Genomic DNA, 25,887 nt, shown 5'->3' on the forward strand with positions numbered 1-25,887 from the left:
TTTACTTTTTCTAGAGGTATTACCTCTCCAGTTTTACCAATACTCTTAGATGTTCCTTCTACTTCTCCATTTTTATTTGTACTTTTACTCGCATTTTTTCCTTCATTTGTTACTTTACCTTCCCCGCAACATTACCAGGTTTCTTGACCGGTGTCGTAGTTGCTGCCCATCTAAGTCCAATTAAGCTTCCAAAAAATCCAAAGCTATTTTGCCAATGTTCTTTTGACAAAGGATCATCTGGAAAGATCGCTTCTTTAACCATTCCACTAAAACCAAATGAAGCATAATTTAAAAAATCCAGTTTTGAGTCGAACATTTTGGCACTTCTTTCATTGGCTCCTGATACAATTCCATCTGAAATTCTGAAAATCCAATAGTTTACAAAATCATAGGGAGAATCTAGTGCCTTTTCACGTCTTATACGTACCTCTCCTTATTGAAGTAAAGCACTCGCCTAATTATTATTCCACTCCACCAAACCAGGCATTAACATGATATTCCGTAATGTGGTACTACCATCTTGAGCTCTCGATTCTTAAACAATTCATTTTTTTATTGTCTCAATCAATTATCAGACGTCTTTAAAAAAAATAAAGTAAAAACCTTGAAAGGCACAAAGCCAATCAAGGTTCTTTCAATTTGGATTTGAAAAGGATACTTCACTTATTCTCTATTAGCCATGTGAGATTCAACAGCCTCATCTAAACTCATTGCTTTTTCAAAATCGTCATCTACAAGTATAAGTAAAGGACCCTCTAAAATATCGCCTTCTGACGTTCTAACTTCAAAAGTGGCGGCCCAATATTTTGGGGAAATTTTAGAAACTTCTACATCAATTAGTTCTAACTTGAAATTGTCATTCTTATCTTTATTTACATATTCAAGTGCAAGTTGTTCTGCTCTTTCTCTAGATAACTTCATTATCGAATACCTCCATATTGTGTTATATACCAGTTTGCATGTAGTTGCTCAGCTTCGTTTAAATAATTCCACCTTTTGGGGTTATTTGATAACATATCATAAACAAATTGCTCAGGAGCATTGAATCTTGTTAAATCAGTTATTGGAACTGATCCGCTTGTACGAGGCAACTTTGAATAAGCCTCTTTCCCAATTTGTTTATATTGGATATAGTGTGACAATTCATGCCAAACTTCATATTGTGTGGGGTTACTTTTCAATACCAATTCCCCAGTATTATAGTTAAAGCCTCCTCCTTTTCCTGGTGGCAAAAACTCATCTCCTACCTTGAGTGTTACTCCTCTTTTTCCAAGATAATTTCCTAAAAGTTTAAGGTCTTTTTCACTATAGTATTTACCACCAAGGCGGCCTGTGTCTTCCACATAATCAATCTTACCCGTACCCTTTGGTAACCCTTCACCAGTTTTCGATGGTGGATTAACAGCTTCTATAATTGACTTCTCATTTACCATCTTCTTTACAGACTTAGCAATAGGTACTGCCATTGATAATAAGGGATCCAATGTAGCACCTGCTCCAATATTAAGACCTAAATCTAAAGCATTTTGCTTCCAGTTAGTGTCTTCTGGATTTAGTAACTCCCGACCTCCAATTTCTCCGATGGACACAATACCACCAATCGATGCACCCTCTTTGGCAAATTGCCCTAAATTGCGTGCAGAGATACCGGTTGTTAGTCCTTTTGCTCCTAAAGATGTACCTCTAATAGCTTTAGCAGCCCCAAGCCCAGGTACTACATAGCCCAGCATATCGGCTACAAGGTCAGTACCACCGCCTTCACCAAACTCACGTGTAGTATAAAATAAATGCTCCTCTCATGTTCCAGCCTTGTGCAATTCTGAAGGTAAACCTAAAAGAGATGTATTAGCTGTCCGATGGGAAAATCGCTGTACCTCGACAAAATCGTCCGTCTGTCTTTGACCAACATCATTCGCTCTTTCTAGCATAGATCGTGATGGCGATGGATGGGCGTGTGAAAAGTGATGGAAAATAAAACATATACTCTTGATCGAATAGAGGATTTTTTTGGTGTATTTTTATTAAAAGGGAATGAATTAGAACGATTGCTCAGTGTCATTTTGATCTGACGCGCACCATTCTTACGTCTTTTGAACTGATAAGCTTTTAGGATAATATCCCGTGAAGCTTCGTCCTTCTTATCCTTCTGTTTTCTTTGTTCTACCACTTCCTCAGAATAATGAGTATAGTAGCCAGAGCGTGATACGCCGGCTATTCCACAGAGATAACTGACCATTCTTTTCAAGTTGTATTTAACGATGACAGACTGGATCAGATTAAATTTGTTTTCAACTGCTAAATTTATTTCTTCTGTTGTCCCCTTTCGGCGAATCGTATCTTTTTTAGAAGTTCATTATCTGCTTTCAACAGAATAATTTGTGCTTCCAGCCTAGAACACTTCTCTTCTGGAGTAAGTTCTCTTTCACGAGGTCGCCCTGATATTAAGCCTAGTATCTTCAAAGCCAAAAATTCCGTCTTTCTTGAATGCTTTTCTCCATCGTCTAGCTGAATTGCGGATACGTGACATCCCTATTACCTCTATATCAAATCCAGATGCTTCAAATATCTCCCTAGGAAACATGCCATTTTCAGATTGATTCATAAAAGATTTCTTAAACTCATTGGAATATGTAATTCCTTTTTCACTAACCGACCTAACATAAGGATTTTTAGATAATAGGCTAATCTCTTTCTCAGTGAATGTCCTTTTACTCCTCCCCAACTCTCCTGTCTCGTTCCTCTTTAACTAATTTTACACAAAAAGACCCTATAGAGTGGACTCTTTTTAAAGTGTCTACTGGGGACTTATTGGAAACTCAAGTCATTGCCATGACCAATGAAGATGTAACAAAGGTTAATGTTGCGATACAAAAGCATTTGGATATTTTCTCAGAAAGGTTTGTCAAAGGTAAATTTAAAGGAATCGAGTTCAAAATGTATGAAGGCTCTAAAGTATTACTCAATGAAAATCAGTATAAAACTTTATTGCCCGATATAGAAGAAGGGGGAGCACCAGTTTACAATGGCAACATTGGAATGGTGAAAAAGATAGCGAAAGACTACATGATTATTGATTTCGCTGGCATTGGTGAAGTTGGGATTGAAAGCGAAAAAGCATTTGGCAGTTCGATCGGCTCGAAAGGCTTTCTAATTTCGTCTAATCGCTGCAAACCTTCTTCAGTGTTATGCCAATAATGTTGTTTAGCGAGATATTGGTCATTTTGATACTTCTGCATTTGTTTGGCTAATTTATTGAATCCATAATTGTTATCAAAACAATCTGCTTCTGGTTCATGTTGTTTCAATTTAGGGTAAGCGACTACGTTTAGCAGTCGCATTACTTTTCTCCTTTGCTATTATTTGAATAATTGTGCCATCTGAGTAGATTTCTACTCCGTTGTCTTTAATCTCAATTGCTTCTACAACTTTTCCGTCTAACATTGCTACTCGTGATACCCCTACATATTTCGTCATTAGATTTTACCTCCGTAGAATAGTGGCAACCATGTTTGACGTTCGGCTGCACTTTTAATTTTCAATTAAATTATTTTCTTTTTTATCTCCCCAAAAGATGCTCACTTTCCTTTTATTCACAAGCTTTATGTATGTATCGTTACTACCTATAGCATTACGAGCTTTGTCATTTTCATTAGTTTGTGTGTTTGGCAGTATCATAAGTCCTCTCGGCATGTAAAATTTCATCTCACCTATTTATCATTATTATTTTCACAAACCAAGCATTAAAACTGAATGCCTAGATGGTACAACCTTTACGAGCTATGATTTAATTTAGACATTTTTATTTTATCCAAAGCATAAATATCACATAAAAAGCACCTAATGTCCTAAAAGGAAATCAAGTGCTTTTAATTAATTTCATCATCACAACTTCGCAAATTACTACTGGGAGTAAGGGTTATAATCTATCTCAACCTTAGTAAGACCATCTAGTACTTTCTCTATCCTATTAGTCAAGTCAGCTATTTCTTCATGTGTGAGTTCACTTGTAGCATCTAAATCTTCAAACATACTTAATCTCTTTGTTATCCCTTCAACATATCCAATAAAGACCTTATTTTTGGATAACAATATTTCACCTATAGCAGTATCAACAATAAAGTCTTCTATCTTTCCAAGATTTATATAATCATTAACAGTTCTTGCTATTGCATATTCATGTCCTCTATTTAATTTTAAATAATCATTGTAGTCTTCATTAATAGCCTCAAATATTTCATTATATTCCCAGTCTTCCAAGATATCACTCCTCTTTTGTTGTTTTAAGTCTTTCACCGTTATTGTGAATAACTTCCAATTCAATATTCTTATATTTATTAGCAAATTCAGCTATTACTTTGCTACAACTGTCACACGTATCTAGTTCTGTGAATAACTTAATTTTACCAGTAGCATGTACATCATCACCCAGTTTTAAAGCAATTTCATTTAAAATCTTATACTCAGTATCAGAATCTCGCATAAATGGTTTTCCATCTTTACCAGGTGCTAGAGATGCCTCAAAAATTGGCTCATTTGGCTTTAATGAAATTTCAGGAACTTTTTCTTCCAAATCCCCTTTAAATTCATCTATTTTACTTGAAGCATAAAACTCCTTTTTATTTAAACTATTAACATCCACCTCTGCAAGAGCAAAATTACCAGACTTCTTATATTTACTAGATAATTTCCCTCTTAGTTCCTTCACTCTATCAATTATATGTGCTTCGGTTATAGAATCGATCGATCTTGTAGGATACACTTTACCCATACCCTTAGGTATCCCTTCACCAGTTTTCGATGGTGGATTAACCGCTTCTACAATTGATTTCTCATTTACCATCTTTTGTACAGACTTAGCAATAGGTACTGCCATTGAAAGTAAGGGGTCAAGTGTAGCACCTGCACCAATATTTAGACCTAACTCTAAAGCATTCTGTTTCCAGTTAGTGTCTTCTGGATTTAGTAACTCCCGACCACCAATTTCTCCCACGGACATTATACTACCAACCGCTGCACCCTCTTTAGCAAATTGCCCTAAATTTCGTGCTGACATCCCAGTTGTCAGTCCTCTCGCACCTAAAGATGTACCTCTAATAGCTTTAACAGCACCAACACCTGGGATTAAATAGCCTAGGGAATCAGCTATAAGATCAGTTCCTCCTCCTTCACCGAACTCACGTTTGGTATCAGAAAAATGCTCCTCTCCTATTCCAGCCTTGTACACTTCTGAAGGTAATCCTAAAAGGGCGGTGTTTGCTGAACGGTGTGTGAATCGCTGTACCTCGACAAAATCATCCGTCTGTCTTTGACTTACATCATTCGCTTTTTCTAGCATAGCTTCACCGAATGACTTATCGTCGAATGGATTTATTGCTGCTACAGATTTTAAAGCACCTATCCCTAACTCATAGAAGTCTTGAAAAATATTGCTGTTCTTTTGGACATTTATTTTTTCTTGTTCCGTCCCATTGCTCTCTGGTCTTGCACAAGATAAGGCAATCATATCTGTACCCACAAAAGGATTGTTTATGTGAATTAAACCACCATAGCCAAATCGTATATGACCATTACCAGCTATAAGTGCCTGGAGCATAGTCGTCAACTGATTTTCTCTATTCACTATGGAGGAAAGTACTGCAACAGGAGATGTACGAGATGCCAATTCTGTCTTCAAATTATTTTTAGCAGTCAATGCTTCCCAGTTATCTGCTTGGAAATGAACATCCGTTAGCCCACTTTTAAACATTCCTTCTATATCAGAGAGCCATGTTTCCATTGTCCGAATATCCTGTTCCATATTGTTTAAAGCAGTCGTCTGTGTTGCATCAAATTCATACAGTTGCGAGAGGGTATCATCACGTTTTCTCTTAGAACTAATAACCCCCTCCTGCACTGCGCTATCATCTAGATGGGGAAGGGCTACAATGTCACTCACCTGATCCATGATGCTATTTGTTTCGTCTGTTAGACGAGCGGTAAGTTGGACAATAAGTGTCAATTCCTGCTCCGCACATATTGCTTTCCTTAAATTTTACTCATTGTTCATACTTTTATTTCGCAACCATATCCTAGCTTTTTCATCCGTTAGAATTATTGGATGTTCTGGGCTTCCTATATTGATACTTTTTATAAAAGCCTCTTCTATTCCACGAATTCCAGTTAATATAGCTCCGTTTAGCAATACGCTTTCAAACGTTGCTAATCGTATATCCGCATTTAATAAAACTGCATTACGAAAATCCGTTTCGTCAAAAAGCCCTGCTACTAAATTAGCGTCTGACAGATTTGCTTTAATAAACACTGTTTTAATACATTCACTATCAGCAAGTCTAGCAGCTTTAATATTGGCATTTGTGAAGTCTGCATACGAGACATTAGATTTACCAAAATCTGCTCCCTCTAAATTTGTAGATATAAAAGTTGATGAACATAGTGAAGATGATGAGAGATCCTTGTTATTTAAATCTATGCCATCAAAGATACAATCTGTTATATTTGCTTGGTCTAGCGGGTAATGGGACAAATTCATACTCCGTAAATCAACCTCATCTATACCCAGTTTCTCTCCTAGTTCCCCAAGAGTTTCAATCCAAATTTGGTGCCATTCTAATTGAATGGTAATTTCTTTTATATCAGGTTTCATGCTTTAGCCTCTCCAGATGATTTCCGACCCACATTCTAAATCCCTATTAATTTGGTTCAAAAGATTTTAAGAAAAAAACTTGAAAATATATAACCACTCAATGTCAATAGTAACTCTACTTGATCCAATATGTAGGTGTTTAGTCGACACTCCTATTATAAAAACCATGAGAAATTTCCCCATGTTTTAAACTTAGTTAAATTTTCTTAAGTTTAGAGCTCCATAAATGATTATAAGTTATGATTTCATTTTAATAAAACCCTCTGCATCTAAGCATTTTTGACATTGAAAGATGGCCATGCTTTGCTAGAGTACCCATTACTTTATAATTTTTTTTTCACAAAGTCGAATGTTAATTGCTAATTTAGAGTGAACAATGGAACAGTATCTAATCTTTATTGAATATATAAAGCACTTCATTCGCTTAATAATTTCTATGCGAAGTTTCTATCCAAAAACAGAAGTAGAAAAATACCTGCACTTTTGCTTAAATCTTCTGTGTTCAATAAAGAAAGCCATTTCTATAAAATTTAACACTTAGGGCACTTATAAAAATATAGTGCTCTTTTATATTTTTACATTAAAACACATGAGTCACTATTTTAGCTCTAAGAACTTACTCACCTACCATACCGTCCCTATCATTATCATGCATATATGGGTATAACCAATGATCACTGGTGATTGGCATACTAAACCCTGCTGCTTTTGCTTCTTTAATGGTTACCTGTCCATTACCGTTTGTATCCACACTGGAAATATCTTCGTTTGTGTTGGAACTGGTTGAACTGGAAGGTTCACTCTCTGTTAAACCAAGGGATGCATTTACTTCATCAGGGTTCACATTGTCAAATGTATCAACGATCTCGTTACCCATTATCGTATAGGTATACTGATAGCTTGAGGGAATCTGCGTTTCTGTATTAGGATATGTGATAATTGCTACAAAATTAGTAGCTCCACCCGCTTTACGAATGGCATCTTCCATATACGCTTGATCACCATGTCGGTTAAGTGTACTTTCTTGTGGGGTAATATTATAAGCATTGGAGACCCCTCCGAGAGAATCAGCAATGATATGTCCTTCATCTAAAAAGTCACTTTCGACACCCGGCACCTTAGCCTCATCAGAGTAGTATCTGCCAGACGATAATACAGGCTCGGCACTATCATCTTGTAGAGTGATTTCTTCAGCAATGACACGTACTAGCTGCCCGTGTTCATTCGTAAATGCCCAATATTCACGTTCCCCGTAACCAATGTCAACGACCACGTTAGATTCACGATGTCCGGACAAATCCCCCCATCAACTTCGATAAGTTTGTATCCTGAAAAAAGATTCTCTTTTGGTTGTGTTGATATTTCTTCAATTACTGGTTCCACAACAGTAGGGGTAGTTTCTTCTTTTTCACTATTTATATTTGATTCTGTGGGTATGTCTTGAGGAATTGTTACATCTGAAATGGCTGCGTCTTCTACGTTTGTACAACCAACCATTAAGATGGCCGTTAAAAGTATAATTAAATATTTCATTTTCTTTTTCACTTTAGGACTCTCCTATTATAGTTTCATATTGTTCATTCTAAAAATTTCGGAACTAGTATAGACTAACATTATTGTTAGCCTATTGATAATAGTAAATTTTAAGATTTACTGTATATCAGCAGGTAGTTTGTCTGAAATGTGCAGAAGCCCATAAGTGAAATAAGGTTTTACTAAGTTCGTAGTCGATATTCGGAGCTTAAACCATAGTACGACGCAAAAACATTAAAGAGTTTCTTACTCAATAAGGTAAGAAACTCTTTAATGTAAGCATATTTTTCTTGGTTTTGGTTTATTCCATTTGATTGTGGCATACTTTCACGTTATTTATTATCATAACGTACTGAGCCGTAGTTTATAAAAATACTGCACAATTGGATGTTTTAACTTCATCTTCTCCGACATGTTTAAAATTCGTTTTTTGCCAAGCCGTCTGTCTACCAAAGCAAGAACATTCAATAATATATCATTACTCTCTATGCTTTCCTCTATAGGAGTGGATAAAAACTTATTAGCTACAATTACAAAATTTGATTTGCTTAATGATGACTGCGCTGACAAAAGCTCCTTTGCATATTCTGATAATTTTCTACCCCTTGCAATTACTTGTAAACGATCTTCTGGAATTATACCATTGCTTTCTTTTTTTACCGCTTCAATTTCCTCAATGTTGATAGGTATTTGGATAGTTGAATCATTTTTAATTTCCTGCTCAGTCAGATACCATTTGATTATGTTAGTTTTATCACTCATATTCAGTACATTCTTTCTATCTACCGTAATATAACAAAGTCCGGATTTATCAGGTAAATAACGGTAGCTGCTTGCACTGTATTCAACCCTTCCATATAATGCAGGACAGAGATAACTCTCCAAGTTTTTCTTCAATTTGCTCCAGCTCATGAGATTCTCCTTAATCTTTAAAATATAAATTTTTATCGAGGCATTAGTTTTAGTATTTATAATACAATAACACCTATTCTACTAATTACAAGGTTTAAGTGTGACTAGAGTTCGTGATGTATCGAAAGTAGTCTATGAGCAAAATATGGATGCTATGTTCATATAATAAAAAAGACATAAATTAGCTGAACTAATCTATGTCTCTTTTAATTTAATTACCCAGAAACTGTATTCTCACAGTCCTCTAATTCTCTGCCTATACGATAAAAGCAAAGTATAAAATGAATAATAAACAAAGTATATACATAATTGGATGAACTTCTTTATAACGCTTTTGTGCTACTAAACAAATTGGATAAAGAACAAAACCCAATCCGATTCCAATTGCCACACTAGAAGTAAGAGGCATCATAATAATTGTTAAAAATGATGGAATGACAACTTCTAATTTAGTCCAGTTTATTTTACTGATCTCCATTGCCATTAATGCGCCTACAATAATTAATGCAGCTGCTGTAACCTCGACTGAAATAACTGCAACTAGTGGTGAAAAGAATAAAGCAATTACAAAACAAGCTGCAATCACGACAGACGTAAAGCCTGTTCTTCCTCCGACAGCAATACCAGCGGAAGATTCAACACTCGTAGCAGGTGTCGATGTACCTAAAATAGCGCCAATTGCACCAGCAGAAGAATCAGCAAGTAGACCTTTTCCGATATTTGGAATCGTGTTACCTTTCATCATTCCTGCTTGACTAGTAAGTGCAATTAATGCGCCAGCTGTATCAAAAAAGGCAACGATTAAAAAAGTGAAAATAACTGTCAGTATTTCTGGTTTAAAAATCTCATCTAAATGATAAAATACAACCCCAAATGTCGGTTTAATGCTCGGTATACTTCCAACGATGGATGAAGGAACATCAATTAATCCAAAAATCATACCAATAATCGTTGTAATGACCATCCCGTAGAAAATTCCGCCCCTTATTCCACGAACTAACATAACAATAGTAAGGATAAGACTAATAATTGCTAGTAGGGTCATAGGTGAAGTTAAATCTCCGATGGAAACAAATGTATCTGGATTGCCAGTAATAATTCCTCCATTTTTTAGCCCAATAAATGTGATGAAGAAACCAATTCCAGAAGCTATTGCATATTTTAAATCCAGTGGAATGATATTGATGATTTTCTCACGGATTTTCATTAAACTCAATAGCATAAAAATGATTCCCGCAACAAAAACACCAGTCAAAGCGACTTGCCATTCTATTCCCATCCCAATACAGACAGAAAAAGTGAAAAATGAATTCAATCCCATACTAGGTGCAATTGCGATTGGATAGTTAGCAAGTAAACCCATAAGTAGTGTTCCGATGATTGCAGTAAGAGCAGTTGCCGTGAATACAGCTCCACTATCCATCCCAGATTGGCTTAGAATAATAGGATTTACGACTAATATATAAGCGATAGATAGGAAGGTCGTTATCCCTGCGAGTGATTCCTGCTTATAGGAAGTGTTCCGTTCTGTAAATTTAAAAAAGTTTCTCATGTTGTAATCTCCTATTTCCTATAATTAAGAATTGAAAGGGAATGACTCTGAATTTAGTTTTCCAACCAAATCATTTTATTATCCTCTTAATATAAAAAAAGCTTTGACCACTAATTGGCCAAAGCTTTTCTACAAAAAATGGAATAAAAAACATCATTAATTTCCCATTCCTTGTAGACAAGCTATTTATTGGTAGCTGGTAGAAACTTTCAAGCCGTATTCTTGAAATTATACAAGGTATATCTATTCTTTTAAAAACATTAGGAGAATGATAACAAGTTTAATTTAAACCGTCAATAGTATAAATTGGAATTATTTTTTAGCAACAGATGTAAAAAAATTCTAAAAAGAGCAAAAGTTTTAGAAGACACTAGATCTACATATATATTTCTCTTTAGCCTGCATCTGACTTTAGCCTACTAAATTCAAAATTATTTAGTCGTTCTTTTTCAATGAATATCATTAATTTATCGCCGTCATGCCAACACCACTCAAGACTTTCATCTGAATCAACTGTTAATAGTGGGATCCATTCTGACCCAGGTGTTGAATCATATGCTAGTGTATAATTTTATTATTAAGCTAATGGCAAGATTATGGAGCATCCTCTAAAGGGAATCAGCGGATATTGAATGGTACATTAAGTAACTTAAAAATATGAGGTGGGATTGGATGGAGAATAATTTTTTTATCTATGTAAATTTTTCAGAAGAAAATGACACGCAAGATTATAAATATTGGTTTTCTTTCATTAAATATTTTATAAAATCTGCAGACTCTATAGAATTTCATTTATGGAACGAAGAAGTCGAAACTATTAAAGAGTTAAGTTTGAAAACGGATCTAAAAAAAATTTGTTTAGACCGTTTAAAAATGGTTAGTTTTGTTGGGGACATAAATCAAAACCTAATTAACTATATTTTAGAAGAAAGTTTAAATAATCACGGAGAAGTAAAATGGTTTTCGATCTTTCTAAAATTTAAGGGCAATTTATTCTTTGAATCTTCACATTGGGGTTCTGAAATTAATATAGAGAATCCTAATGAAAATGAAATTAATATGATTAAAAGTGTGTTGCCAAAGAATGCAACATTTCATCATTTTAATAATAATGAGAGTGGATAGAAATTATTCTGTTTATATCACCAGACCCTATGTCTATTAAAACAATAGATCACCTCTATTTACTCTTGAAGTACAATCATTAACTACTCTAGTGATTTACTTGATGGTTACTTATACTTTTTATTCAACTAACCCATTACTTGAATACTTTTCTTATAATAACTACTTGGATGTCCTTTCAAATTCACCTACCTTCTTGTTGAACTAAACTGTTCCTTCCGTTCAGTAAGAAAATGGGTACTAAGAAATATTCCAATCCAAATAACTTTGTTAAAATTTGCAATAAAATACTTTACATCTATTAAAAAGAGAGATATTATTAACAACAGACGATTGATTAATCATTCATTAAGGAGGAGTATAATGCCTTTATCAGAAAAACAAATACTGAATATGCAGACTAGAAGACAAATAATATTAGATTCCGCTACTTACCTTTTTGCAACGGAAGGATATGAAGGAACAACTATAAAAAAAGTTGCTGAGGCTGCAAAGGTTAGCTTTGGCAGTGTGTTTACTTATTTTAAAGATAAGGAAGAGCTCTTTTATACTGTTGTTGTAGAACCTCTCGAGGAATTATCAAACCAAGTATTAGCATTTAATCCAGATGCAAAAGACCTTTTAAATGAATTAGAAAATATGATAAAAACTCATATTAGACTCTATGCAGGTATCAATAACTATCTTGGATTGGTTGTTCAGGTTGTTGGTCAGTATCAGCGATTCCCTAGAGTATTTGAGAAACTAGATGTCTTTCATGATGAATTTAAAGCAAAAGTCATTCTATTAATCAAAAACGGGCAAAAGAATAATCTATTTATACAACAAGATCCTTATATAGTCGCTACTCTTTACACTAGTCTTTTGATCGGTATTCGTCTAAATACAACAGACAATGAATCTAGCATTATGTGGGATCGCTTTATACCCTCAACAATTCATCTATTTGGAGTTAATTCCAAATAGATTCTTTTTAATAAAATAACGATTGATTAATCAATCAATAATAAAGGAGATAAAAAAATGAGCTTCAATAAATTTCATCCGACAATTCGCATTCGTTTACTTCTATTATTTATTACATCTTTAGCTACCATGGCTGTTATACCTTATTTGATAATTTATCTTTCTCATCAGGTAGGTACCTTGATTACTGGTATATTATTTTTATTTGTTATGCTTGCTAATGTAATTGGTTCACTGTTGGGTGGATTCATTTCCGACAGAATTGGTCGAAAAAAAGTTATTCTTTCTGCTGAACTTATAATTTTTTTAGGATTTATAGGTGTTGCATTTGCCAATTCACCTTGGTATTTATCACCCTACGTCACCTTTGTGTTTTTTCTATTTATTCAATTTAGCTCTGGATCGTCTTTGCCAGTATATCAAGCCTTAATCATCGATATAACCTCTCCTGAAGATCGAAGAACTGTTTATACATATTCATATTGGATTCGTAATACTGCTATTGCTATTGGGAGTTTATTAGGTGCATTTTTATTTTTTGATTATCCATTTTATTTATTTTTGGGAGTAGCACTATGTACTTTAATTTCTGTATTCATCACCTTTTTCTTTATACAGGAAACTTATACCCCAAACATAGAAGCGAACCATGAGAAAACTAATTCTAGTGTTAAAAGAATTATCCATTCTTATAGAATTATATTTTCTCATCGGGCCTTCACGATTTTTTCCATCGCTAGCCTTTTTATAATCTCCGTGGAAGAGCAATTGACAAATTATATAGGCGTTCGACTTACCAAAGAAATTAACGATCCAGTCCCTTTTTTTATTAACCTTTCATGGGAAATTGATGGAGCGAATCTTCTAGGGTTATTAAAAGCAGAAAACACCCTTCTTGTTGTATTTTTGACAGTTATTATCGGTAGAGTCATGCAAAAGTTCAAGGATCGAAGTATTCTCCTCATAGGTCTTCTTTTCTTTTTTGTAGGATATGTTGTGATAAGCTTTAACACAACTCCCTATATACTAATATTAGCAATGCTACTTGCTTCCATTGGTGAAATAATGTATATGCCGATTAAACAAACTCTATTAGCTAATCTTGTACCAAACGAATCACGTAGTACTTATCTGGCATTTTATGAAATATCCTCCATTATCGGGATTAGTACAGCTGGAATCTTTATGATTATTAGTAGTTGGTTACCTGCCATAGTTTTAACTTTAATGATGGGTATCATGGGAATAATAAGTATTACAATATTTTATAAATTGACGAAAGATCAGTAAAAAGTAGAGGATTTAAATGAATGCATGTCTTTTCTTGATGTTCTAGACAATAGATATTTAGCTAAAGCACCAGTTAGTTTAATAAGTTCAACAAACAGGGCAGTATTCTTTTAAAATCAAGGGCAGTGTTAGTACAACAAGATTATTTTTATCTCTTCAACTTTGACTCCAAATTTATCAGGGGCTTCGTTCTTGATATCATTTAATAAGTTCAATACAATCTTCTGATTTTGAGCATCAATCTCTTTTAATGCTTGTCCATATAGTTTCCTATATTCATCATGGTTTAAAATCCTAAAATGCAATATTTCTAACCACCCTCTACATTTTTCAATGTTATCTGGAATGGCATTTATTAGTGATTTTAAACCTTCTTTTGGAGAAAATTCACTTAAATATTCTATTGTGTGTACAAGCCCCCACATTACTTCTTCATGTTCTGTGTCATCCTCTAATACTTCAATCAACTTTGCAATTATATGATAATCATCTGTTTTTCCTATTTCTTCTAATGCTTCTTCAAATAACAGAATTTCATTTTCAGTTTTCATAAAACGATTTAACTTCAAAGTATTAATTTGATTATTTAATTTCATGCTTGACTCCACCTCTTTAGCTCCAAATTTCGATATCTTTTATGTTGTTACAAACTTTCGAATCTATCGAAAAGTCTCTGCCTACTATAATATCATGCATCATGTCTTTATTGTCGGTTATCATATTAGCTTTGAAAGAAAAGTCTTTAACATTAAAAATATTTGCAATTATGCCAACCGTATCTAAGGCTGCTTCGTTGAAAGATACAACCACATCAAACTACAATTCTTCAGCATAGTATACTCAGACTGGTATGTTTGTAGTATTCCCCCTTCCCAAAACGATATCTTGTCATATTGATTGTTGTCCTGTATGACTTCTCTTCACTATAAAGTTTTATGATGAAGTCGCATTCCTCTTTTGTTAATATTGCTGGAAGTTTTGCAAATCCTCGCTTCTCTAATTCATTTTGAATTTAAACACTCTAACCTCATAAATAGAAAAAAATAAGATGTTTAGAATGTAATAGCAAGATAACAAAATTAATAAAAATAGTATGTATAAAGTAAAATTTTTAAATCAAATTCAAAGTTATATAAATAATATTAGTAAAAATGGATCCCGTAATGATTTAGCTATTTGATTCTCCATGTTTTAGCAACGTGCAAAAAAAGGGATACCTTCTTTAAATAAACTACTTCTGTAGTTCAATTAGAAAAAGCATACCCCTTTAAAGTAAAACAATATAATATGCAAGTAAATCTATTTAATAAAAATTTATTAATGTAAGTGATTTACTATTCTAAAATAAATAGACCATGAAATTACAAATTATAATTCATAAAAGATAATCACTAACATTTTTTACTTCGTACAAACTACTCTCTTTTAAAAATTGAGATATCAAATGAACATGAGCAGAACCAATGACTAACAGAGTTTTATCCGAAGGTAACTTTGTAATTTTCGTTAAATTATAATAAATAATTAAATTCCTTTGATACCACCATCTGATCCAATCTATGCCTATATATTCCTCACCCTTACCAATCCTAGCAACTGCCATATACATTTCTTACTGTTTCTCTACATTATGGTTTTGGTTTAATTCTTTAATGACTTCATAAATACTTTTATCTCCAATATTGGTAAGATTATTGGAACAATATTTTTCATCTATAGATTTAAAAAGACTCGGCTGTTCTTTTTTTGCCCATTCAAATACTTGTCCTATCCCTCTGTTTCCAACCGATTCCATCCAATCTACAGCATAGACTTTTTTATGATTGAGTTCTGCTGCAATTCGAAAGCCAAATTGATGTATTTCATCAATCTTTAATTTCATTTCGCCATCTAAAAATTTCTCATATTCATCATTCAATAAATTTTCTTCACTCTTAACAACTTCAAAAGCAAGCTTGGTTGGTTTAAACCTTTTAATTGCATCTACAACCATCATTATTTCATTTTGCCTTTTAATCGAAAATAAGTCATCAAACTCCATACGATATAAATCTGGTGTATATCTCATATGAAACGTTCCTAATATCATAATCGTAGGCTTATCTTGGTTAGAAATGATAAAAACCCCCTTTGTATAACTCTTTTTAGCTTTACAAACTATTTATTTTTTCAATGACTCTCGCAAAAACTCTTCCAAATAACTAACATCCGTAATATTTTTATTACATTCGGTACTATTCACACAAATTAAATTACCAATAGACTTATAATAATCTGGATTGTTGACCTTTTTCGCTTTTGTGATCGTAGAAAAATGTGTGACTTCTCCATGACAATGACAAATCGAGCAAATGTTTTTCTTTGTAGATGGTGAAAATGAACACTCGATTCCAACCAATTGGCTATCTAGCTTATACAATATATATTTTTTATTTGACCGACTATCGTTCCAGCTTAAATACGTTAAGCGATGTAAATCTATATTCGAAAGATCCGGGAGCTTTAATTTTTTACTTTTCGGAAATAGCTTTTTCAATTGTTGCTCGCTAATTGTTGGGAATGCCAATAAATAATTAGGTAATTGCTCCACTGCCTGCTCATATGCTTCTACTGTTTTCAAACCTGAAAAATCCATTAGCTCTTTTTGCTCTGGGGTCAAATCTGTCACACAGTTAGAGATTTTTTCATTGGATAACTCGTAAACTGAGGCTAGTACCCCCGGCGGTAAATGTTGCTTCGTACTATCCTTAATCCAGGCTACTTGCTTTCGAATAAAATTGAACTGCTCATTTTTTATAAATTTTTCTGTCATATTAAATCGCTCCTACAAAGTTGATTATATCTATTTTAAAAGTAAAAAGACTACACTAATAGACCAAGAATCCGTTAGAAACGTTTTATACATACAAACACCCCATGTAATAGCTACATGGGGTATACTTTATTTTTTATGTGAGTAAACAATTTTTTTTATCGTTTCATCGGAAAGATGATATTCCTGAGCTAATTGCTCGATTCGAATACCACTAGCAAAGGCATTTCGAATTGCTGTATTTCGGCTATCCAAACGCTGCCTACTGCCGCTAAGTGTTCCCCATTTTTGATAATCATTTTCCATCTTGGGGATATACAATGTCTCCCCCTGCACATATTTTTGAATTTCTACAATGAGCTTTTCCGGTAAGACCTGTTGTGCATTTACATACTTCAATTTCGCTCGCTCCTTATTATAAATTGGAATAAGGGAGCAAAGCCAATTGATTAGAAAAGCTTAGCGATAAGATGAAATTTCTCGCCCCACGCAAAGTATCGCCTTTCCAACTACTGGCTTTGCATGAGTATATGAAGCATCAGACAATCGTTTTAGATTCTCCAACTATAAGCACCACCTTTTAATTCTAACTAACTGTATTATAACCAAAATTAATTTCAACGCCAAAACAACATTACAGAATAGATGGTAGGAATGAATTTGTACCTAAGACCTTAGCTATCAAATCAAAGAAAAACACTCTCTACAATTTGTAACTTGTTACTCCCCAAGAGCCCACTGTTACAGAAGCAATAATTACCTTGCATTAAAAGATGACTATACAACCCTTCTTCCGTGTATTACCATTATGGTTAATATATACAAGGAGGTTTTTGTTTGAAAAAGTTATTAGTATTATTAACAACATTATTATTAGCTGCTTGTGGTAAAGGAAGTGATGAACCTACTGCTATTGAATCTACTATTGTATCAATTACCAAAGAGGAATATAAAATATATGAAGATGAGGGTATTTACTTAATTAAAATATACGACAAAGATGCTGATGAAGGTTCGAAAAACGCTTTGTTAAAGGATACTGGGGAAATGTTAGCAGGATTATCCAAATTAGATGAAGTGAATACTGTAGAAATTAAATGGTATGCCCGACCCTTTAATGACCAATCCGGCAGTAAACCTTTTGAACAAATATTAGCAATAAGATTTGAAGCTGATACTTTCGCAGAGGTGAATTGGGAAAATTATAAAACCTTAGATTTAGAAACAATTGCAAGCAGGTATGAACAGAATGAAACATTGAAGGATTAATAAAAATAATATAACCACTTTCCATCACTGGTTGGTGTTTTTCAAAAGATTTTGAAAAGGTTGCGGTAAAAAAATTAAAGGAGTTGGAGATATTTGAAGCGAATATTATTACTAATTTTAATGGTTTGCTGCATTTTAACCGGATGCGGGGAGAATAAAGTAACTATTTCAGAAATTAATTTAGAAAACACTAATGACAATGTGAAAAACTTTATTGAGATTGTAGATTATGATGAAAAAGGTACAGGAACTGGTATTTATATATTCAACGATTCTAAAAATAAACGCTTTTTGTATCTTAATCAAGATTTCTTGGATGATGGAAAAGGTTTTGGAGATATAGATATCAAAACGGACGAAAATTCGATAAACATTTACCTGAAAGACAGTTCTATTTCTGAAGAGGAAGCAGGCACATATAAGTTTTACAAATTGAATTTCAAAGGGGACTATGAGTACCTGAAAGTTTTTAAAAATGGTGAGGAAACCCATTTTGAAGGAATGGGTGTTTAGTGGATATTCTGTACTTGGGCATGATTGTTTAATATGAGCAGTTATAATTTAAAAATTCCACACTTCGCGAAGTGGTTATACATCTAGATAAGAGCTATCATGTCCAGTCTATCTTAATTTTTCAATTGAAGTTAAGGAGATTATTTCAGTTAATCCCAATTTATCTGTTTCATTTACTAACTCTGTGAGATTATTTAGGCTTCTCCTACAAATATATATTTAAATTTCATGTCTTTCTCAAATGACATATGAATTAATTCGTATCTATCACTGTATGGACTAGAAATAAAAATAGCTTATATCCATTCCATCTGTACCTATAATAAAATTCGCAATATACATGTAATTTGAAGCCAATTCAATTGGAAATGGTTGATTGTTTTGTGGAACACCAAAATCTATTGCATCATCTTTAATTTCAAATTCAACACTATATTCCCTCTTCAATTCTTCAAATTTGCCTTCTGAGATAAGTCGTATTATATTCCTAGCCTCACGATCAGTTTCCTGTATGGTCGTTCTATAGTCAGTGGGTGGAACTAGTTTATATGTCTAAATCTCGTCTTTCAAATCCTTAATTGCTTTTTGTTGCTCTTGTATTACCTTTTGATTCTCATCAAGCTGTTCTCATATTTATTAGTTAATTGACCTATTTCCTTTTTATCTGAGTATCCTCCAACTACTAATAATTTAATAAATAGTAAGCACAATTTTTTCATTTAAATATCCCTCCTATAATGTTGACACATCAAATGAATTTACTTAATGATTTCATAAATTTTACGAAATACAACTTATTTTAAACAAAACTATAAGACTTCCTACTAGTACACAACTCACTAAATGAATAAAGTACGCCAACTTTTAAAATTAAAAATAGCACTGCTTGGACTTTGTAATTCATTGTCGAAAATAAAGATAAAAGCTTTTTGAAACATAATATCTTATAAAGGATTTAGCATTGTGGATATACAAATTCATCCCAAACGATTGGGCAAGGTTCTGCCGAATCTCTGCAACTTTGGAATCATTTTGTGCAAGGTTTGAACTAATCTCCGCAAGGTTTACGCTCGTCTCCGCAAGGTCTGCAAGTTTCTACGGCTTCTCTGCAACATTGGATTCCTTTTGCGCAAGGTTAGAACCATCTTTGCAAGGTTTATCCTCGTCTCCGCAAGGTTTGAACTCATCTCTGAAAGGTTTACGCAATTCTTCGTTAGTTCACCAATACCTTAGAAGCTAGCAAGTATTGTAATAGTAAAGACGATGTAGGCTAACGATAAACTTACAATTATAGTATTAGTAGAAATACTAACTAAATTTACACATATTATTATCGCGAGTATTGGATTAAAAAAATTCCTAATTCTGCAAAGTGAATCACAACGTTCATTCCCTTCCATTTTCTTAAGGCACTAAAGCATTTTAATATTAATGCTGGTCATACTTAACAAAAGCACATCGATTTTAAGAAACTTCACAACTTTTTATTTAACATCGATATCAAAAACTAAAGTAGTTTCACCATTTTTCCATTTTCCTACTACTTCATATATATAGTAGCCTTCCTCTGTTGGAACCATCAATATATTCTCGTTTAATTTGACTTCCTCAATAAGCCCATTTTCATTCCACTGATGAACGGTGATATGAGATGCTTTATCTTCAAGTAAGATCTCTATTTTACTCTCCTTAGCGACAGCTAAAGTATCAAATTGATCTGCTGCCTCCATTGGAGAAAAAGGGTCCAATTTATTTATTTCTACCTCTTCATCCTTGTAATTATAGTATCCATGTATCAAATTATAGTGTTTATCATCAAATATTATTATTCCTTCTAAATACCTTGAACTTGCTTCATCTACCGCATTTTGAGTACATCCCATAAGAACTACCGACGCTAACAATAACAGAAAAAATCTTCTCATTTGAATTCTCCTAATTATTTATTTTCATTGTAGAAAAACATTTTACCTTCTTCAGCAAACACGACACATTATTTTAAATAGAAAATTATACCATTTATATTATTGTACATGAAAAAGTATATAAAAAAAGCCCCACCCACGTTTCAAGTGAGCAGGACTATTTGTTACTATCATTCTACTTCATTATTTCCGGGCCGAATTTGGACCAATCGTTATAACCTTTCCACTCATACTCTAACAATCCATTTTTGTCTATGCCAATAACATTTATAATAACAACAACTTTGTAAGGTTTTTTATAATACATATATGCTAAACTATCTACTTTTTTTTCACCATTATTAATACAATAATTCAAATATAAACTTACATCACTAAATTTTATCTCCTTACTACTCCCACTCAATTTTATAGTTTCCCCTGGTTTTAAGTCCTTTATTGTTCCTACTTCAATATCGTCAGTATATAAAAAATTAAGTTTAGGCAAAGTCTGATTACTCATATTATTTACCTCTATAGTAACTCCTCTATCATATTTTTTATACTCGTCTGGTGAATCATCATAAAAGAATAATAAATATATAAACATTAAAAATATAGATATTAAAAATATAGATATTACAGACATTATTAGTATTATTAATTTGTGGGATTTCAAAAAAACACCTCTTCTATTAAACACATTATATTATTAGTTTATATAAGTAAGTAAATATTTTACATACTAACTCCATGCACAAATAAACTAATTTATTTACTTTATTTAATAAGATTGGTGGATCGCGACTCTCTTTAAATATTCGTAGTCTGTCTTTGAATTACTTCATTCGCATTTTCTAGCTTTGTTATAGCAGCTAAAGATTTTAATTCTCCTATAAATAAATCAACTAAACCAAACATTTAAGTGACTAATTCATAACAACTAAAAAAGCTTATCAATTAATTAGTCTTACTTCTTTTTCCATTATGGTATAATTTATTTTGTTTATTTCTTACAGAAAGGAAGATTAGATGTCAAAACCTTTAAATGTATATATACGTCCATTTATACTCTCAGATGCTGAAGAATTACTAAATTTAGAAAAGAGAAATCGAGCTTTTCAACAAAACTATTCTGTATCACTTCCAGAAAATTACTGGACTATAGAAACTCAAAAAGAATTAATTGAAAAATGGGAAGAAAATATAAAAAAGGATATCGGATATCAATTTGGTATATTTAAAATCGACGGTGATGTTCTTATTGGATCTATCTCATTATTTCAAGTTTTCCGTGGGCCACGTCAGAGCGCACTTTTGGGCTATTCCTTAGACCAAGAATATAATGGTAGAGGTTACACTACAGAAGCTACTAATCTGGTTATAGAATACGCTTTTGAAAAACTAAACTTACATCGAATAGAAGCTGGTGTAATGCCGGACAACATTGGTTCTATTCGTGTTTTAGAAAAAGCTGGTTTCCACAATGAAGGATTAGCAAAAAAAAGTGTTGAAATAAACGGAAGCTGGGAAGACCATCAAATGTATGCAATATTAAATCCTAAACACTAGCATTTGTTATCTGAGTAAATAAGAGAAGCTCGCCTACGAATTTTTATTTATAATAATATTGAATATTATAAAGTCTCATTGTTTTACTGGACGTGGGGCAGTCTTTTCAGTTATTTCTATTACTTTAGTTTTTGAAGATAGTATTTTATCCTTAATCTAAGTTATTGCTCCAAAGTTTTCTACTGTTCTCTCTTTAGCATTGTCCTAAATTGTACTCCTCATCACCCAGGTGTAAGTCGTTTAGGACTTAATGCGTATTTGCAGTGCCCACCCTGAGATACTGTTACCGCATATTTATTAATGATAGTATAACGAAATTTGCCTTCTAAACAACATAAAAACCCCGAATAGGTTCAGTTTAGAGATTAGTGTATGTGCTAAATATTATTTATAATTCATTCACTAATGAGGTCAAATTTTGTTTCTAATTTTTTACGCATAGATAATGCTAACGAAATAGCAGTTACAACTAAAATAATAATTACTGTCGTATCAAGAATTGCACTGGATCCTCCGCTACCTAGAAATTGAATTAGATTATGAAGGCTATGAAACAGAATTAACGGATAAATATTTCCTGTTCTAATAAATAATTGCGCTAGCACAATACCTATTAATAAAGAATATACCAATTGAAGTCCAGTTTGCCCCATACTCTGTCCAGATAACAAGTTAAGCATGTGTGTGACAGAAAATAAGATACTCGAAGTCAGAATAGCTGGAAGGATACCAAGTGGTAGTAATATTTTAATCATTATTCCTCTGTAAATACTTTCTTCCACAAAGCCAACTAAAATAGCAAAGCCAACATAGAAAATAATTGTTTTAAGAGGTTGAGAACTAAAGCCTTGTAAACATAATACGATCAAAATAACAAGTAGTGGTAAATAGGGTATCCAATTTGTTCTTGTCAGTTCTCGTTTGAAACCAAAATAAGTCCACTTTCTCTTCCATGTAAAATAAATAATTAACACTAGTGCTGTTGGTATAAACGATATTAATATCGGAGAATTGTAACTTAATTGCTTTATTGTTGCGATTGCACCCGCTATAAAAACCACTAGTAAAAAACTGAGCTCAATCAGAATGATACTTTTTATAGGGTGTTTTTTAGAAAAACTTAACTTATTATCCATTGCACATCTTTCCTCCTAATAATATCTTCTTGCCAACCAAATGCAGAACTAAAAATAAATATTATACTTTAAAATTCAATATGATAAACTCTTCAACCTTTTCAAATCAATCCCCTTTTTTTTTTCATTAGATATGAAAATCATATTCGTTAAACTGTCGCAAGTAGTCCAATTACTTAATAATATTTATGATTTCTAAAGTAGTTTTAGTATTTTATGAGCTAACCGCCTAGAAATTTTGACAACTTCTATACTATCAATGACTTCATGTATAATTTTCTGAAGCTCAGCGATTTCCACTAACATTCTACTTCTATACTTTTCCATATTTATCATTGTATTCCCTCCTTGTCTCTAAAAAGAGTAGTAATATGATCAAATTATTAATACTACCTTTCATGGAAATAAAAAAAGCATCATTTCTGATGCCTCGGTTAACTTACTCTTAATGCAAAAAAACCCCAAGTTAGATTTAGATGTCACATAACCAAATTATGGGCTCACTACATCCGCAAAGGTTTTAATTTTTTTAATTAAAATATCGTTTGAATCTTAATTTCTTCTCTTTTATTTTTAAGTAAATCAGCTATACTTTCACCTTTTATTTTTATATCCTCCAACTTACTTACATCTTTCATAGCAAAATACTCACTTAATCTTGTTTTACCACACCATAACGCTCGACCTTCTTTAGCAGAATGAGAAATAAAATACTCTTTATCTTTGTAAATAAATTCGATTTCTCTACCCTCTTCTAAAAAAGCTAAGAGTTTTTCATAACTTATTATATTATTAACCGGATTATCATAATTATCCATTAGCTTCAACCCCATTCATTGCACTTCTAACCCCATTAGTCCAAGTTTATCTATACTCCCGACTTCCGATATCAACCATCAAATACTACCAAATACCCAAATCTCGTTCCTATAGCCTGGAGATAGATAACCTACCCCACTAAACTTCAATTCACATTGAGAAAGTGGGCTTTTATCTAATTTAAATAACATCTTGGTTTGATAGTAGATAAATACTTAGTTAAAAGTTAAAGAAAATTACCACATAAGTATAAATAATACCTCTATAACCTATTCTAAATATGAAGTCTAGAATAGGAGGAGGACAATACACGATATGAAATTTAAACTGTCTTTCTTTAAAAATCTTCCTTCAGTCAAAAAAGGGAAAGAAACAGAATCCACGCAAAAAACTATTTCTGCCTCAAACAGTTTATTTATAAAAGAAATAAGGGAGTTAACAAACAATCCATCAGATTTGATTGTAAGAGACATTACTCCTAATCTCGTTATTATTTATATTGATAATCTTGTGGATGGACAGACCTTAAATGAGCATATCCTGCGAGAGTTGCAACAAAAAAGTTATGATTCTCCAGAGTGCATTAAAGCTAATCTATCCATACCTGAAATAGACTTGTCAGATCTCCTAGATGAAGCAATTCAATCAATGGTAAATGGAACAGTATTGATTCATGTGGAAGGGAACTCTCAAGTTGTTCTAGCAAGCATCTCTAAAAATGAGTCGCGTAGTTTGTCGGCACCGGAAAACGAATCTCAAGTAATTGGCTCTCAGGTTGGGTTCAATGAGAGCATTTCAACAAATATTTCTCTTGTACGTAGATACATAATAAGTCCCGATCTAAGTTTAGAAAAATTCAAAGTTGGCAAACTAACAAACACATCAGTTACTTTATTGTACATGAACGGAATCGCCTCAGAAGAAATAGTCAGCTCGTTAAGACAGAGAATTACGAGCCTCAAACTTGATGCATTGATAGATAGTGCCGCTCTTACACAAATGATTGATGATAACTCTATGTCAATCTTTCCTCAGTTTCTTCTTACTGAGAGACCTGATAGGTTTTGCGATTCCCTATTAAACGGAAAAGTGGGAGTAATTGTTGATGGTAGTTCCATGGCAATCATTTGTCCCCAATCGTTTATAGAATTTTTTCAAAGTAGAGAGGATCAAAATCTTAGATGGCAAATAGCAACCTTTCTTCGATTATTAAGGTTTAGTGCTGTTGTATTATCTATTTTTTTGACACCCATATACGTTGCTGCATTGACTTTTCATTATGAAGTTATACCGCAAGCATTTTTAGTACCACTTAGTGAATCAAGGGCTTTGGTGCCCTTCCCCCAGTATTTGAAGCATTATTGTTAGAAATCATTATTGAATTATTACGAGAGGCCGGCGGTCGATTGCCGACAAAGATCGGCCAAACTATTGGTATCGTTGGAGGTATTGTAATTGGAACTGCAGCTGTGCAAGCGGGAATTACCAGCAATATATTAATAATTATTATTGCTTTAAGTGCATTAGCCTCTTTTACAACTCCTAGTTACATGATGGGAAATGTAATTAGGGTCCTTAGATTTCCAATAATAATTTTAGCAGGATTCTGGGGATTTTTTGGCGTTATGCTTGCTTTTTGTTTTATCCTTATTCATCTTTTAAGACAATCCAGTATGGGGACTCCTTATACCGCTCCATTTTATCCTCCTCGTCTAAAAGACTGGAGTAATAGTATTATCAGAATGCCTTTACCATTAACAAGCAAAAGACCTACCAGTACTAAAGCAAAAAATAAGAAAAAATATGATACAGAGCCTATAAAACCTGAAAAAAGGTGAAAT

At 33.0% G+C, this 25,887-nt stretch carries 27 protein-coding genes, 5 pseudogenes and 1 riboswitch; of the genes and pseudogenes, 9 read left to right on the top strand and 23 right to left on the bottom strand.

What is annotated here, in order from left to right; all coding sequences use genetic code 11:
- Nucleotides 1–109: 109 nt before the first annotated feature.
- The 3 genes from D0S48_RS04490 to D0S48_RS04500 form a co-directional block, all read right to left on the bottom strand.
- A complete protein-coding gene (locus D0S48_RS04490; protein ID WP_151110324.1) occupies nucleotides 110–316 on the bottom strand; it encodes a hypothetical protein in 207 nt (68 codons plus the stop codon).
- 347 nt (nucleotides 317–663) lie between these two features.
- Entirely contained in the window at nucleotides 664–921 is a 258-nt protein-coding gene (locus D0S48_RS04495; RefSeq protein ID WP_151110326.1) for a hypothetical protein, read from the bottom strand.
- Nucleotides 921–1,730 carry a zincin-like metallopeptidase toxin domain-containing protein gene (locus D0S48_RS04500; protein ID WP_151110328.1) on the bottom strand — a complete coding sequence of 270 codons (810 nt, stop codon included), beginning with the start codon at nucleotides 1,728–1,730 and terminating at the stop codon, nucleotides 921–923. Before D0S48_RS04500 ends, D0S48_RS04495 begins: the two co-directional genes overlap by 1 nt.
- 190 nt (nucleotides 1,731–1,920) lie before the next feature.
- Between D0S48_RS04500 and D0S48_RS21285 the strand changes: the two are divergent.
- A pseudogene (locus D0S48_RS21285) lies at nucleotides 1,921–1,965 on the top strand (excalibur calcium-binding domain-containing protein); the annotation flags it as partial.
- Nucleotides 1,966–2,422: 457 nt separating this feature from the next.
- Here the strand turns inward: D0S48_RS21285 and D0S48_RS21290 are convergent.
- Nucleotides 2,423–2,722: an HTH domain-containing protein gene (locus D0S48_RS21290; protein WP_370455723.1), complete on the bottom strand. Its 300-nt coding sequence runs from the start codon at nucleotides 2,720–2,722 to the stop codon at nucleotides 2,423–2,425.
- An 86-nt stretch (nucleotides 2,723–2,808) separates the two neighbouring features.
- Between D0S48_RS21290 and D0S48_RS04515 the strand changes: the two genes are divergently transcribed.
- Complete coding sequence (locus D0S48_RS04515; protein ID WP_151110332.1) at nucleotides 2,809–3,195, top strand: hypothetical protein; 387 nt, start codon at nucleotides 2,809–2,811, stop codon at nucleotides 3,193–3,195.
- A 111-nt stretch (nucleotides 3,196–3,306) separates the two neighbouring features.
- Here the strand turns inward: D0S48_RS04515 and D0S48_RS20545 are convergent, their stop codons facing one another.
- The 9 genes and pseudogenes from D0S48_RS20545 to D0S48_RS21295 all read right to left on the bottom strand — a co-directional run bounded on the left by D0S48_RS20545 (nucleotide 3,307) and on the right by D0S48_RS21295 (nucleotide 11,169).
- On the bottom strand, nucleotides 3,307–3,474 hold the full coding sequence (locus D0S48_RS20545) for a hypothetical protein (protein ID WP_191963869.1): 168 nt from the start codon (nucleotides 3,472–3,474) through the stop codon (nucleotides 3,307–3,309).
- A gap of 54 nt (nucleotides 3,475–3,528) precedes the next feature.
- Entirely contained in the window at nucleotides 3,529–3,675 is a 147-nt protein-coding gene (locus tag D0S48_RS20550) for a hypothetical protein (protein ID WP_191963870.1), read from the bottom strand.
- A gap of 225 nt (nucleotides 3,676–3,900) precedes the next feature.
- Nucleotides 3,901–4,257, bottom strand: a complete 357-nt coding sequence (locus D0S48_RS04520; protein ID WP_151110334.1) for an Imm3 family immunity protein — start codon at nucleotides 4,255–4,257, stop codon at nucleotides 3,901–3,903.
- Nucleotides 4,258–4,261: 4 nt separating this feature from the next.
- Nucleotides 4,262–5,998, bottom strand: a complete 1,737-nt coding sequence (locus tag D0S48_RS04525; protein ID WP_151110336.1) for a deaminase domain-containing protein — start codon at nucleotides 5,996–5,998, stop codon at nucleotides 4,262–4,264.
- Between the two features lie 33 nt (nucleotides 5,999–6,031).
- Nucleotides 6,032–6,643 (bottom strand): pentapeptide repeat-containing protein, encoded by a 612-nt coding sequence (locus D0S48_RS04530; RefSeq protein WP_151110338.1) that lies wholly within the window; start codon nucleotides 6,641–6,643, stop codon nucleotides 6,032–6,034.
- A gap of 616 nt (nucleotides 6,644–7,259) precedes the next feature.
- A pseudogene (locus D0S48_RS04535) lies at nucleotides 7,260–8,188 on the bottom strand (DNA/RNA non-specific endonuclease).
- A gap of 330 nt (nucleotides 8,189–8,518) precedes the next feature.
- The gene (locus tag D0S48_RS04540; protein WP_151110340.1) at nucleotides 8,519–9,088 is read right to left on the bottom strand and encodes an SF0329 family protein; all 570 of its coding nucleotides are present in this window, start codon (nucleotides 9,086–9,088) and stop codon (nucleotides 8,519–8,521) included.
- Nucleotides 9,089–9,344: 256 nt separating this feature from the next.
- Nucleotides 9,345–10,640, bottom strand: a complete 1,296-nt coding sequence (locus D0S48_RS04545) for an NCS2 family permease (protein WP_151110342.1) — start codon at nucleotides 10,638–10,640, stop codon at nucleotides 9,345–9,347.
- A 154-nt stretch (nucleotides 10,641–10,794) separates the two neighbouring features.
- Nucleotides 10,795–10,896, bottom strand: a riboswitch (purine riboswitch).
- A 138-nt stretch (nucleotides 10,897–11,034) separates the two neighbouring features.
- A complete protein-coding gene (locus D0S48_RS21295; protein ID WP_151113704.1) occupies nucleotides 11,035–11,169 on the bottom strand; it encodes a DUF1963 domain-containing protein in 135 nt (44 codons plus the stop codon).
- 143 nt (nucleotides 11,170–11,312) lie between these two features.
- Between D0S48_RS21295 and D0S48_RS04555 the strand changes: the two genes are divergently transcribed.
- The 3 genes from D0S48_RS04555 (at nucleotide 11,313) to D0S48_RS04565 (ending at nucleotide 14,021) form a co-directional block, all read left to right on the top strand.
- Nucleotides 11,313–11,765 (top strand): hypothetical protein, encoded by a 453-nt coding sequence (locus D0S48_RS04555; RefSeq protein WP_144538209.1) that lies wholly within the window; start codon nucleotides 11,313–11,315, stop codon nucleotides 11,763–11,765.
- A 363-nt stretch (nucleotides 11,766–12,128) separates the two neighbouring features.
- Nucleotides 12,129–12,731: a TetR/AcrR family transcriptional regulator gene (locus D0S48_RS04560; RefSeq protein WP_151110344.1), complete on the top strand. Its 603-nt coding sequence runs from the start codon at nucleotides 12,129–12,131 to the stop codon at nucleotides 12,729–12,731.
- 57 nt (nucleotides 12,732–12,788) lie between these two features.
- On the top strand, nucleotides 12,789–14,021 hold the full coding sequence (locus D0S48_RS04565) for an MDR family MFS transporter (RefSeq protein WP_151110346.1): 1,233 nt from the start codon (nucleotides 12,789–12,791) through the stop codon (nucleotides 14,019–14,021).
- 128 nt (nucleotides 14,022–14,149) lie between these two features.
- Here the strand turns inward: D0S48_RS04565 and D0S48_RS04570 are convergent, their stop codons facing one another.
- From D0S48_RS04570 to D0S48_RS04595, 5 genes and pseudogenes are all read right to left on the bottom strand, one after another.
- Complete coding sequence (locus D0S48_RS04570) at nucleotides 14,150–14,617, bottom strand: Imm30 family immunity protein (RefSeq protein ID WP_144538206.1); 468 nt, start codon at nucleotides 14,615–14,617, stop codon at nucleotides 14,150–14,152.
- Nucleotides 14,618–14,648: 31 nt separating this feature from the next.
- A pseudogene (locus D0S48_RS20830) lies at nucleotides 14,649–14,885 on the bottom strand (ATP-binding protein); the annotation flags it as partial.
- Between the two features lie 511 nt (nucleotides 14,886–15,396).
- A pseudogene (locus D0S48_RS04585) lies at nucleotides 15,397–16,110 on the bottom strand (DUF5694 domain-containing protein).
- 72 nt (nucleotides 16,111–16,182) lie between these two features.
- A complete protein-coding gene (locus tag D0S48_RS04590) occupies nucleotides 16,183–16,833 on the bottom strand; it encodes a FusB/FusC family EF-G-binding protein (protein ID WP_151110348.1) in 651 nt (216 codons plus the stop codon).
- Nucleotides 16,834–16,962: 129 nt separating this feature from the next.
- Nucleotides 16,963–17,232 (bottom strand): CD3324 family protein, encoded by a 270-nt coding sequence (locus D0S48_RS04595; RefSeq protein WP_144538203.1) that lies wholly within the window; start codon nucleotides 17,230–17,232, stop codon nucleotides 16,963–16,965.
- Between the two features lie 438 nt (nucleotides 17,233–17,670).
- On the opposite strand from D0S48_RS04595, the gene D0S48_RS04600 reads away from it, so the two are divergent.
- Nucleotides 17,671–18,102 (top strand): hypothetical protein, encoded by a 432-nt coding sequence (locus D0S48_RS04600; RefSeq protein ID WP_151110350.1) that lies wholly within the window; start codon nucleotides 17,671–17,673, stop codon nucleotides 18,100–18,102.
- Nucleotides 18,103–18,195: 93 nt separating this feature from the next.
- Complete coding sequence (locus D0S48_RS04605; protein WP_151110352.1) at nucleotides 18,196–18,615, top strand: hypothetical protein; 420 nt, start codon at nucleotides 18,196–18,198, stop codon at nucleotides 18,613–18,615.
- A 1,484-nt stretch (nucleotides 18,616–20,099) separates the two neighbouring features.
- Here the strand turns inward: D0S48_RS04605 and D0S48_RS04610 are convergent.
- Nucleotides 20,100–20,540: a hypothetical protein gene (locus tag D0S48_RS04610; RefSeq protein WP_144538199.1), complete on the bottom strand. Its 441-nt coding sequence runs from the start codon at nucleotides 20,538–20,540 to the stop codon at nucleotides 20,100–20,102.
- Nucleotides 20,541–20,715: 175 nt separating this feature from the next.
- On the bottom strand, nucleotides 20,716–21,198 hold the full coding sequence (locus D0S48_RS04615) for a hypothetical protein (RefSeq protein WP_151110354.1): 483 nt from the start codon (nucleotides 21,196–21,198) through the stop codon (nucleotides 20,716–20,718).
- A 353-nt stretch (nucleotides 21,199–21,551) separates the two neighbouring features.
- Here D0S48_RS04615 and D0S48_RS04620 point away from each other — a divergent pair, with 353 nt between their 5' ends.
- Nucleotides 21,552–22,091, top strand: a complete 540-nt coding sequence (locus tag D0S48_RS04620) for a GNAT family N-acetyltransferase (protein WP_151110356.1) — start codon at nucleotides 21,552–21,554, stop codon at nucleotides 22,089–22,091.
- Between the two features lie 395 nt (nucleotides 22,092–22,486).
- Here D0S48_RS04620 and D0S48_RS04625 read toward each other — a convergent pair whose 3' ends face one another.
- The 3 genes from D0S48_RS04625 to D0S48_RS04630 all read right to left on the bottom strand — a co-directional run bounded on the left by D0S48_RS04625 (nucleotide 22,487) and on the right by D0S48_RS04630 (nucleotide 24,045).
- Nucleotides 22,487–23,227 carry a CPBP family intramembrane glutamic endopeptidase gene (locus D0S48_RS04625; RefSeq protein WP_151110358.1) on the bottom strand — a complete coding sequence of 247 codons (741 nt, stop codon included), beginning with the start codon at nucleotides 23,225–23,227 and terminating at the stop codon, nucleotides 22,487–22,489.
- A 195-nt stretch (nucleotides 23,228–23,422) separates the two neighbouring features.
- Nucleotides 23,423–23,563, bottom strand: a complete 141-nt coding sequence (locus D0S48_RS20555; protein WP_186318140.1) for a hypothetical protein — start codon at nucleotides 23,561–23,563, stop codon at nucleotides 23,423–23,425.
- Nucleotides 23,564–23,760: 197 nt separating this feature from the next.
- Nucleotides 23,761–24,045 (bottom strand): hypothetical protein, encoded by a 285-nt coding sequence (locus D0S48_RS04630; protein ID WP_144538195.1) that lies wholly within the window; start codon nucleotides 24,043–24,045, stop codon nucleotides 23,761–23,763.
- A gap of 316 nt (nucleotides 24,046–24,361) precedes the next feature.
- Here D0S48_RS04630 and D0S48_RS04635 point away from each other — a divergent pair.
- Nucleotides 24,362–25,884 (top strand): annotated as a pseudogene (locus tag D0S48_RS04635) (spore germination protein).
- The last annotated feature ends 3 nt before the right edge of the window (nucleotides 25,885–25,887 follow it).

The sequence above is a fragment of the Psychrobacillus sp. AK 1817 genome (assembly GCF_008807035.1).
GTDB classification, from domain to species: domain Bacteria; phylum Bacillota; class Bacilli; order Bacillales_A; family Planococcaceae; genus Psychrobacillus; species Psychrobacillus faecigallinarum.

Excerpts from the sequence above, each read along its gene's own strand:
- D0S48_RS04490 (WP_151110324.1), bottom strand. The coding sequence starts at position 316 with ATGTTCGACTCAAAACTGGATTTTTTAAATTATGCTTCATTTGGTTTT.
- D0S48_RS04495 (WP_151110326.1), bottom strand. The coding sequence starts at position 921 with ATGAAGTTATCTAGAGAAAGAGCAGAACAACTTGCACTTGAATATGTA.
- D0S48_RS04500 (WP_151110328.1), bottom strand. The coding sequence starts at position 1,730 with ATGCTGGGCTATGTAGTACCTGGGCTTGGGGCTGCTAAAGCTATTAGA.
- D0S48_RS20545 (WP_191963869.1), bottom strand. The coding sequence starts at position 3,474 with ATGACGAAATATGTAGGGGTATCACGAGTAGCAATGTTAGACGGAAAA.
- D0S48_RS20550 (WP_191963870.1), bottom strand. The coding sequence starts at position 3,675 with ATGATACTGCCAAACACACAAACTAATGAAAATGACAAAGCTCGTAAT.
- D0S48_RS04530 (WP_151110338.1), bottom strand. The coding sequence starts at position 6,643 with ATGAAACCTGATATAAAAGAAATTACCATTCAATTAGAATGGCACCAA.
- D0S48_RS04540 (WP_151110340.1), bottom strand. The coding sequence starts at position 9,088 with ATGAGCTGGAGCAAATTGAAGAAAAACTTGGAGAGTTATCTCTGTCCT.
- D0S48_RS04545 (WP_151110342.1), bottom strand. The coding sequence starts at position 10,640 with ATGAGAAACTTTTTTAAATTTACAGAACGGAACACTTCCTATAAGCAG.
- D0S48_RS04555 (WP_144538209.1), top strand. The coding sequence starts at position 11,313 with ATGGAGAATAATTTTTTTATCTATGTAAATTTTTCAGAAGAAAATGAC.
- D0S48_RS04560 (WP_151110344.1), top strand. The coding sequence starts at position 12,129 with ATGCCTTTATCAGAAAAACAAATACTGAATATGCAGACTAGAAGACAA.
- D0S48_RS04565 (WP_151110346.1), top strand. The coding sequence starts at position 12,789 with ATGAGCTTCAATAAATTTCATCCGACAATTCGCATTCGTTTACTTCTA.
- D0S48_RS04570 (WP_144538206.1), bottom strand. The coding sequence starts at position 14,617 with ATGAAATTAAATAATCAAATTAATACTTTGAAGTTAAATCGTTTTATG.
- D0S48_RS04590 (WP_151110348.1), bottom strand. The coding sequence starts at position 16,833 with ATGACAGAAAAATTTATAAAAAATGAGCAGTTCAATTTTATTCGAAAG.
- D0S48_RS04610 (WP_144538199.1), bottom strand. The coding sequence starts at position 20,540 with ATGAGAAGATTTTTTCTGTTATTGTTAGCGTCGGTAGTTCTTATGGGA.
- D0S48_RS04620 (WP_151110356.1), top strand. The coding sequence starts at position 21,552 with ATGTCAAAACCTTTAAATGTATATATACGTCCATTTATACTCTCAGAT.
- D0S48_RS04625 (WP_151110358.1), bottom strand. The coding sequence starts at position 23,227 with ATGGATAATAAGTTAAGTTTTTCTAAAAAACACCCTATAAAAAGTATC.
- D0S48_RS20555 (WP_186318140.1), bottom strand. The coding sequence starts at position 23,563 with ATGATAAATATGGAAAAGTATAGAAGTAGAATGTTAGTGGAAATCGCT.
- D0S48_RS04630 (WP_144538195.1), bottom strand. The coding sequence starts at position 24,045 with ATGGATAATTATGATAATCCGGTTAATAATATAATAAGTTATGAAAAA.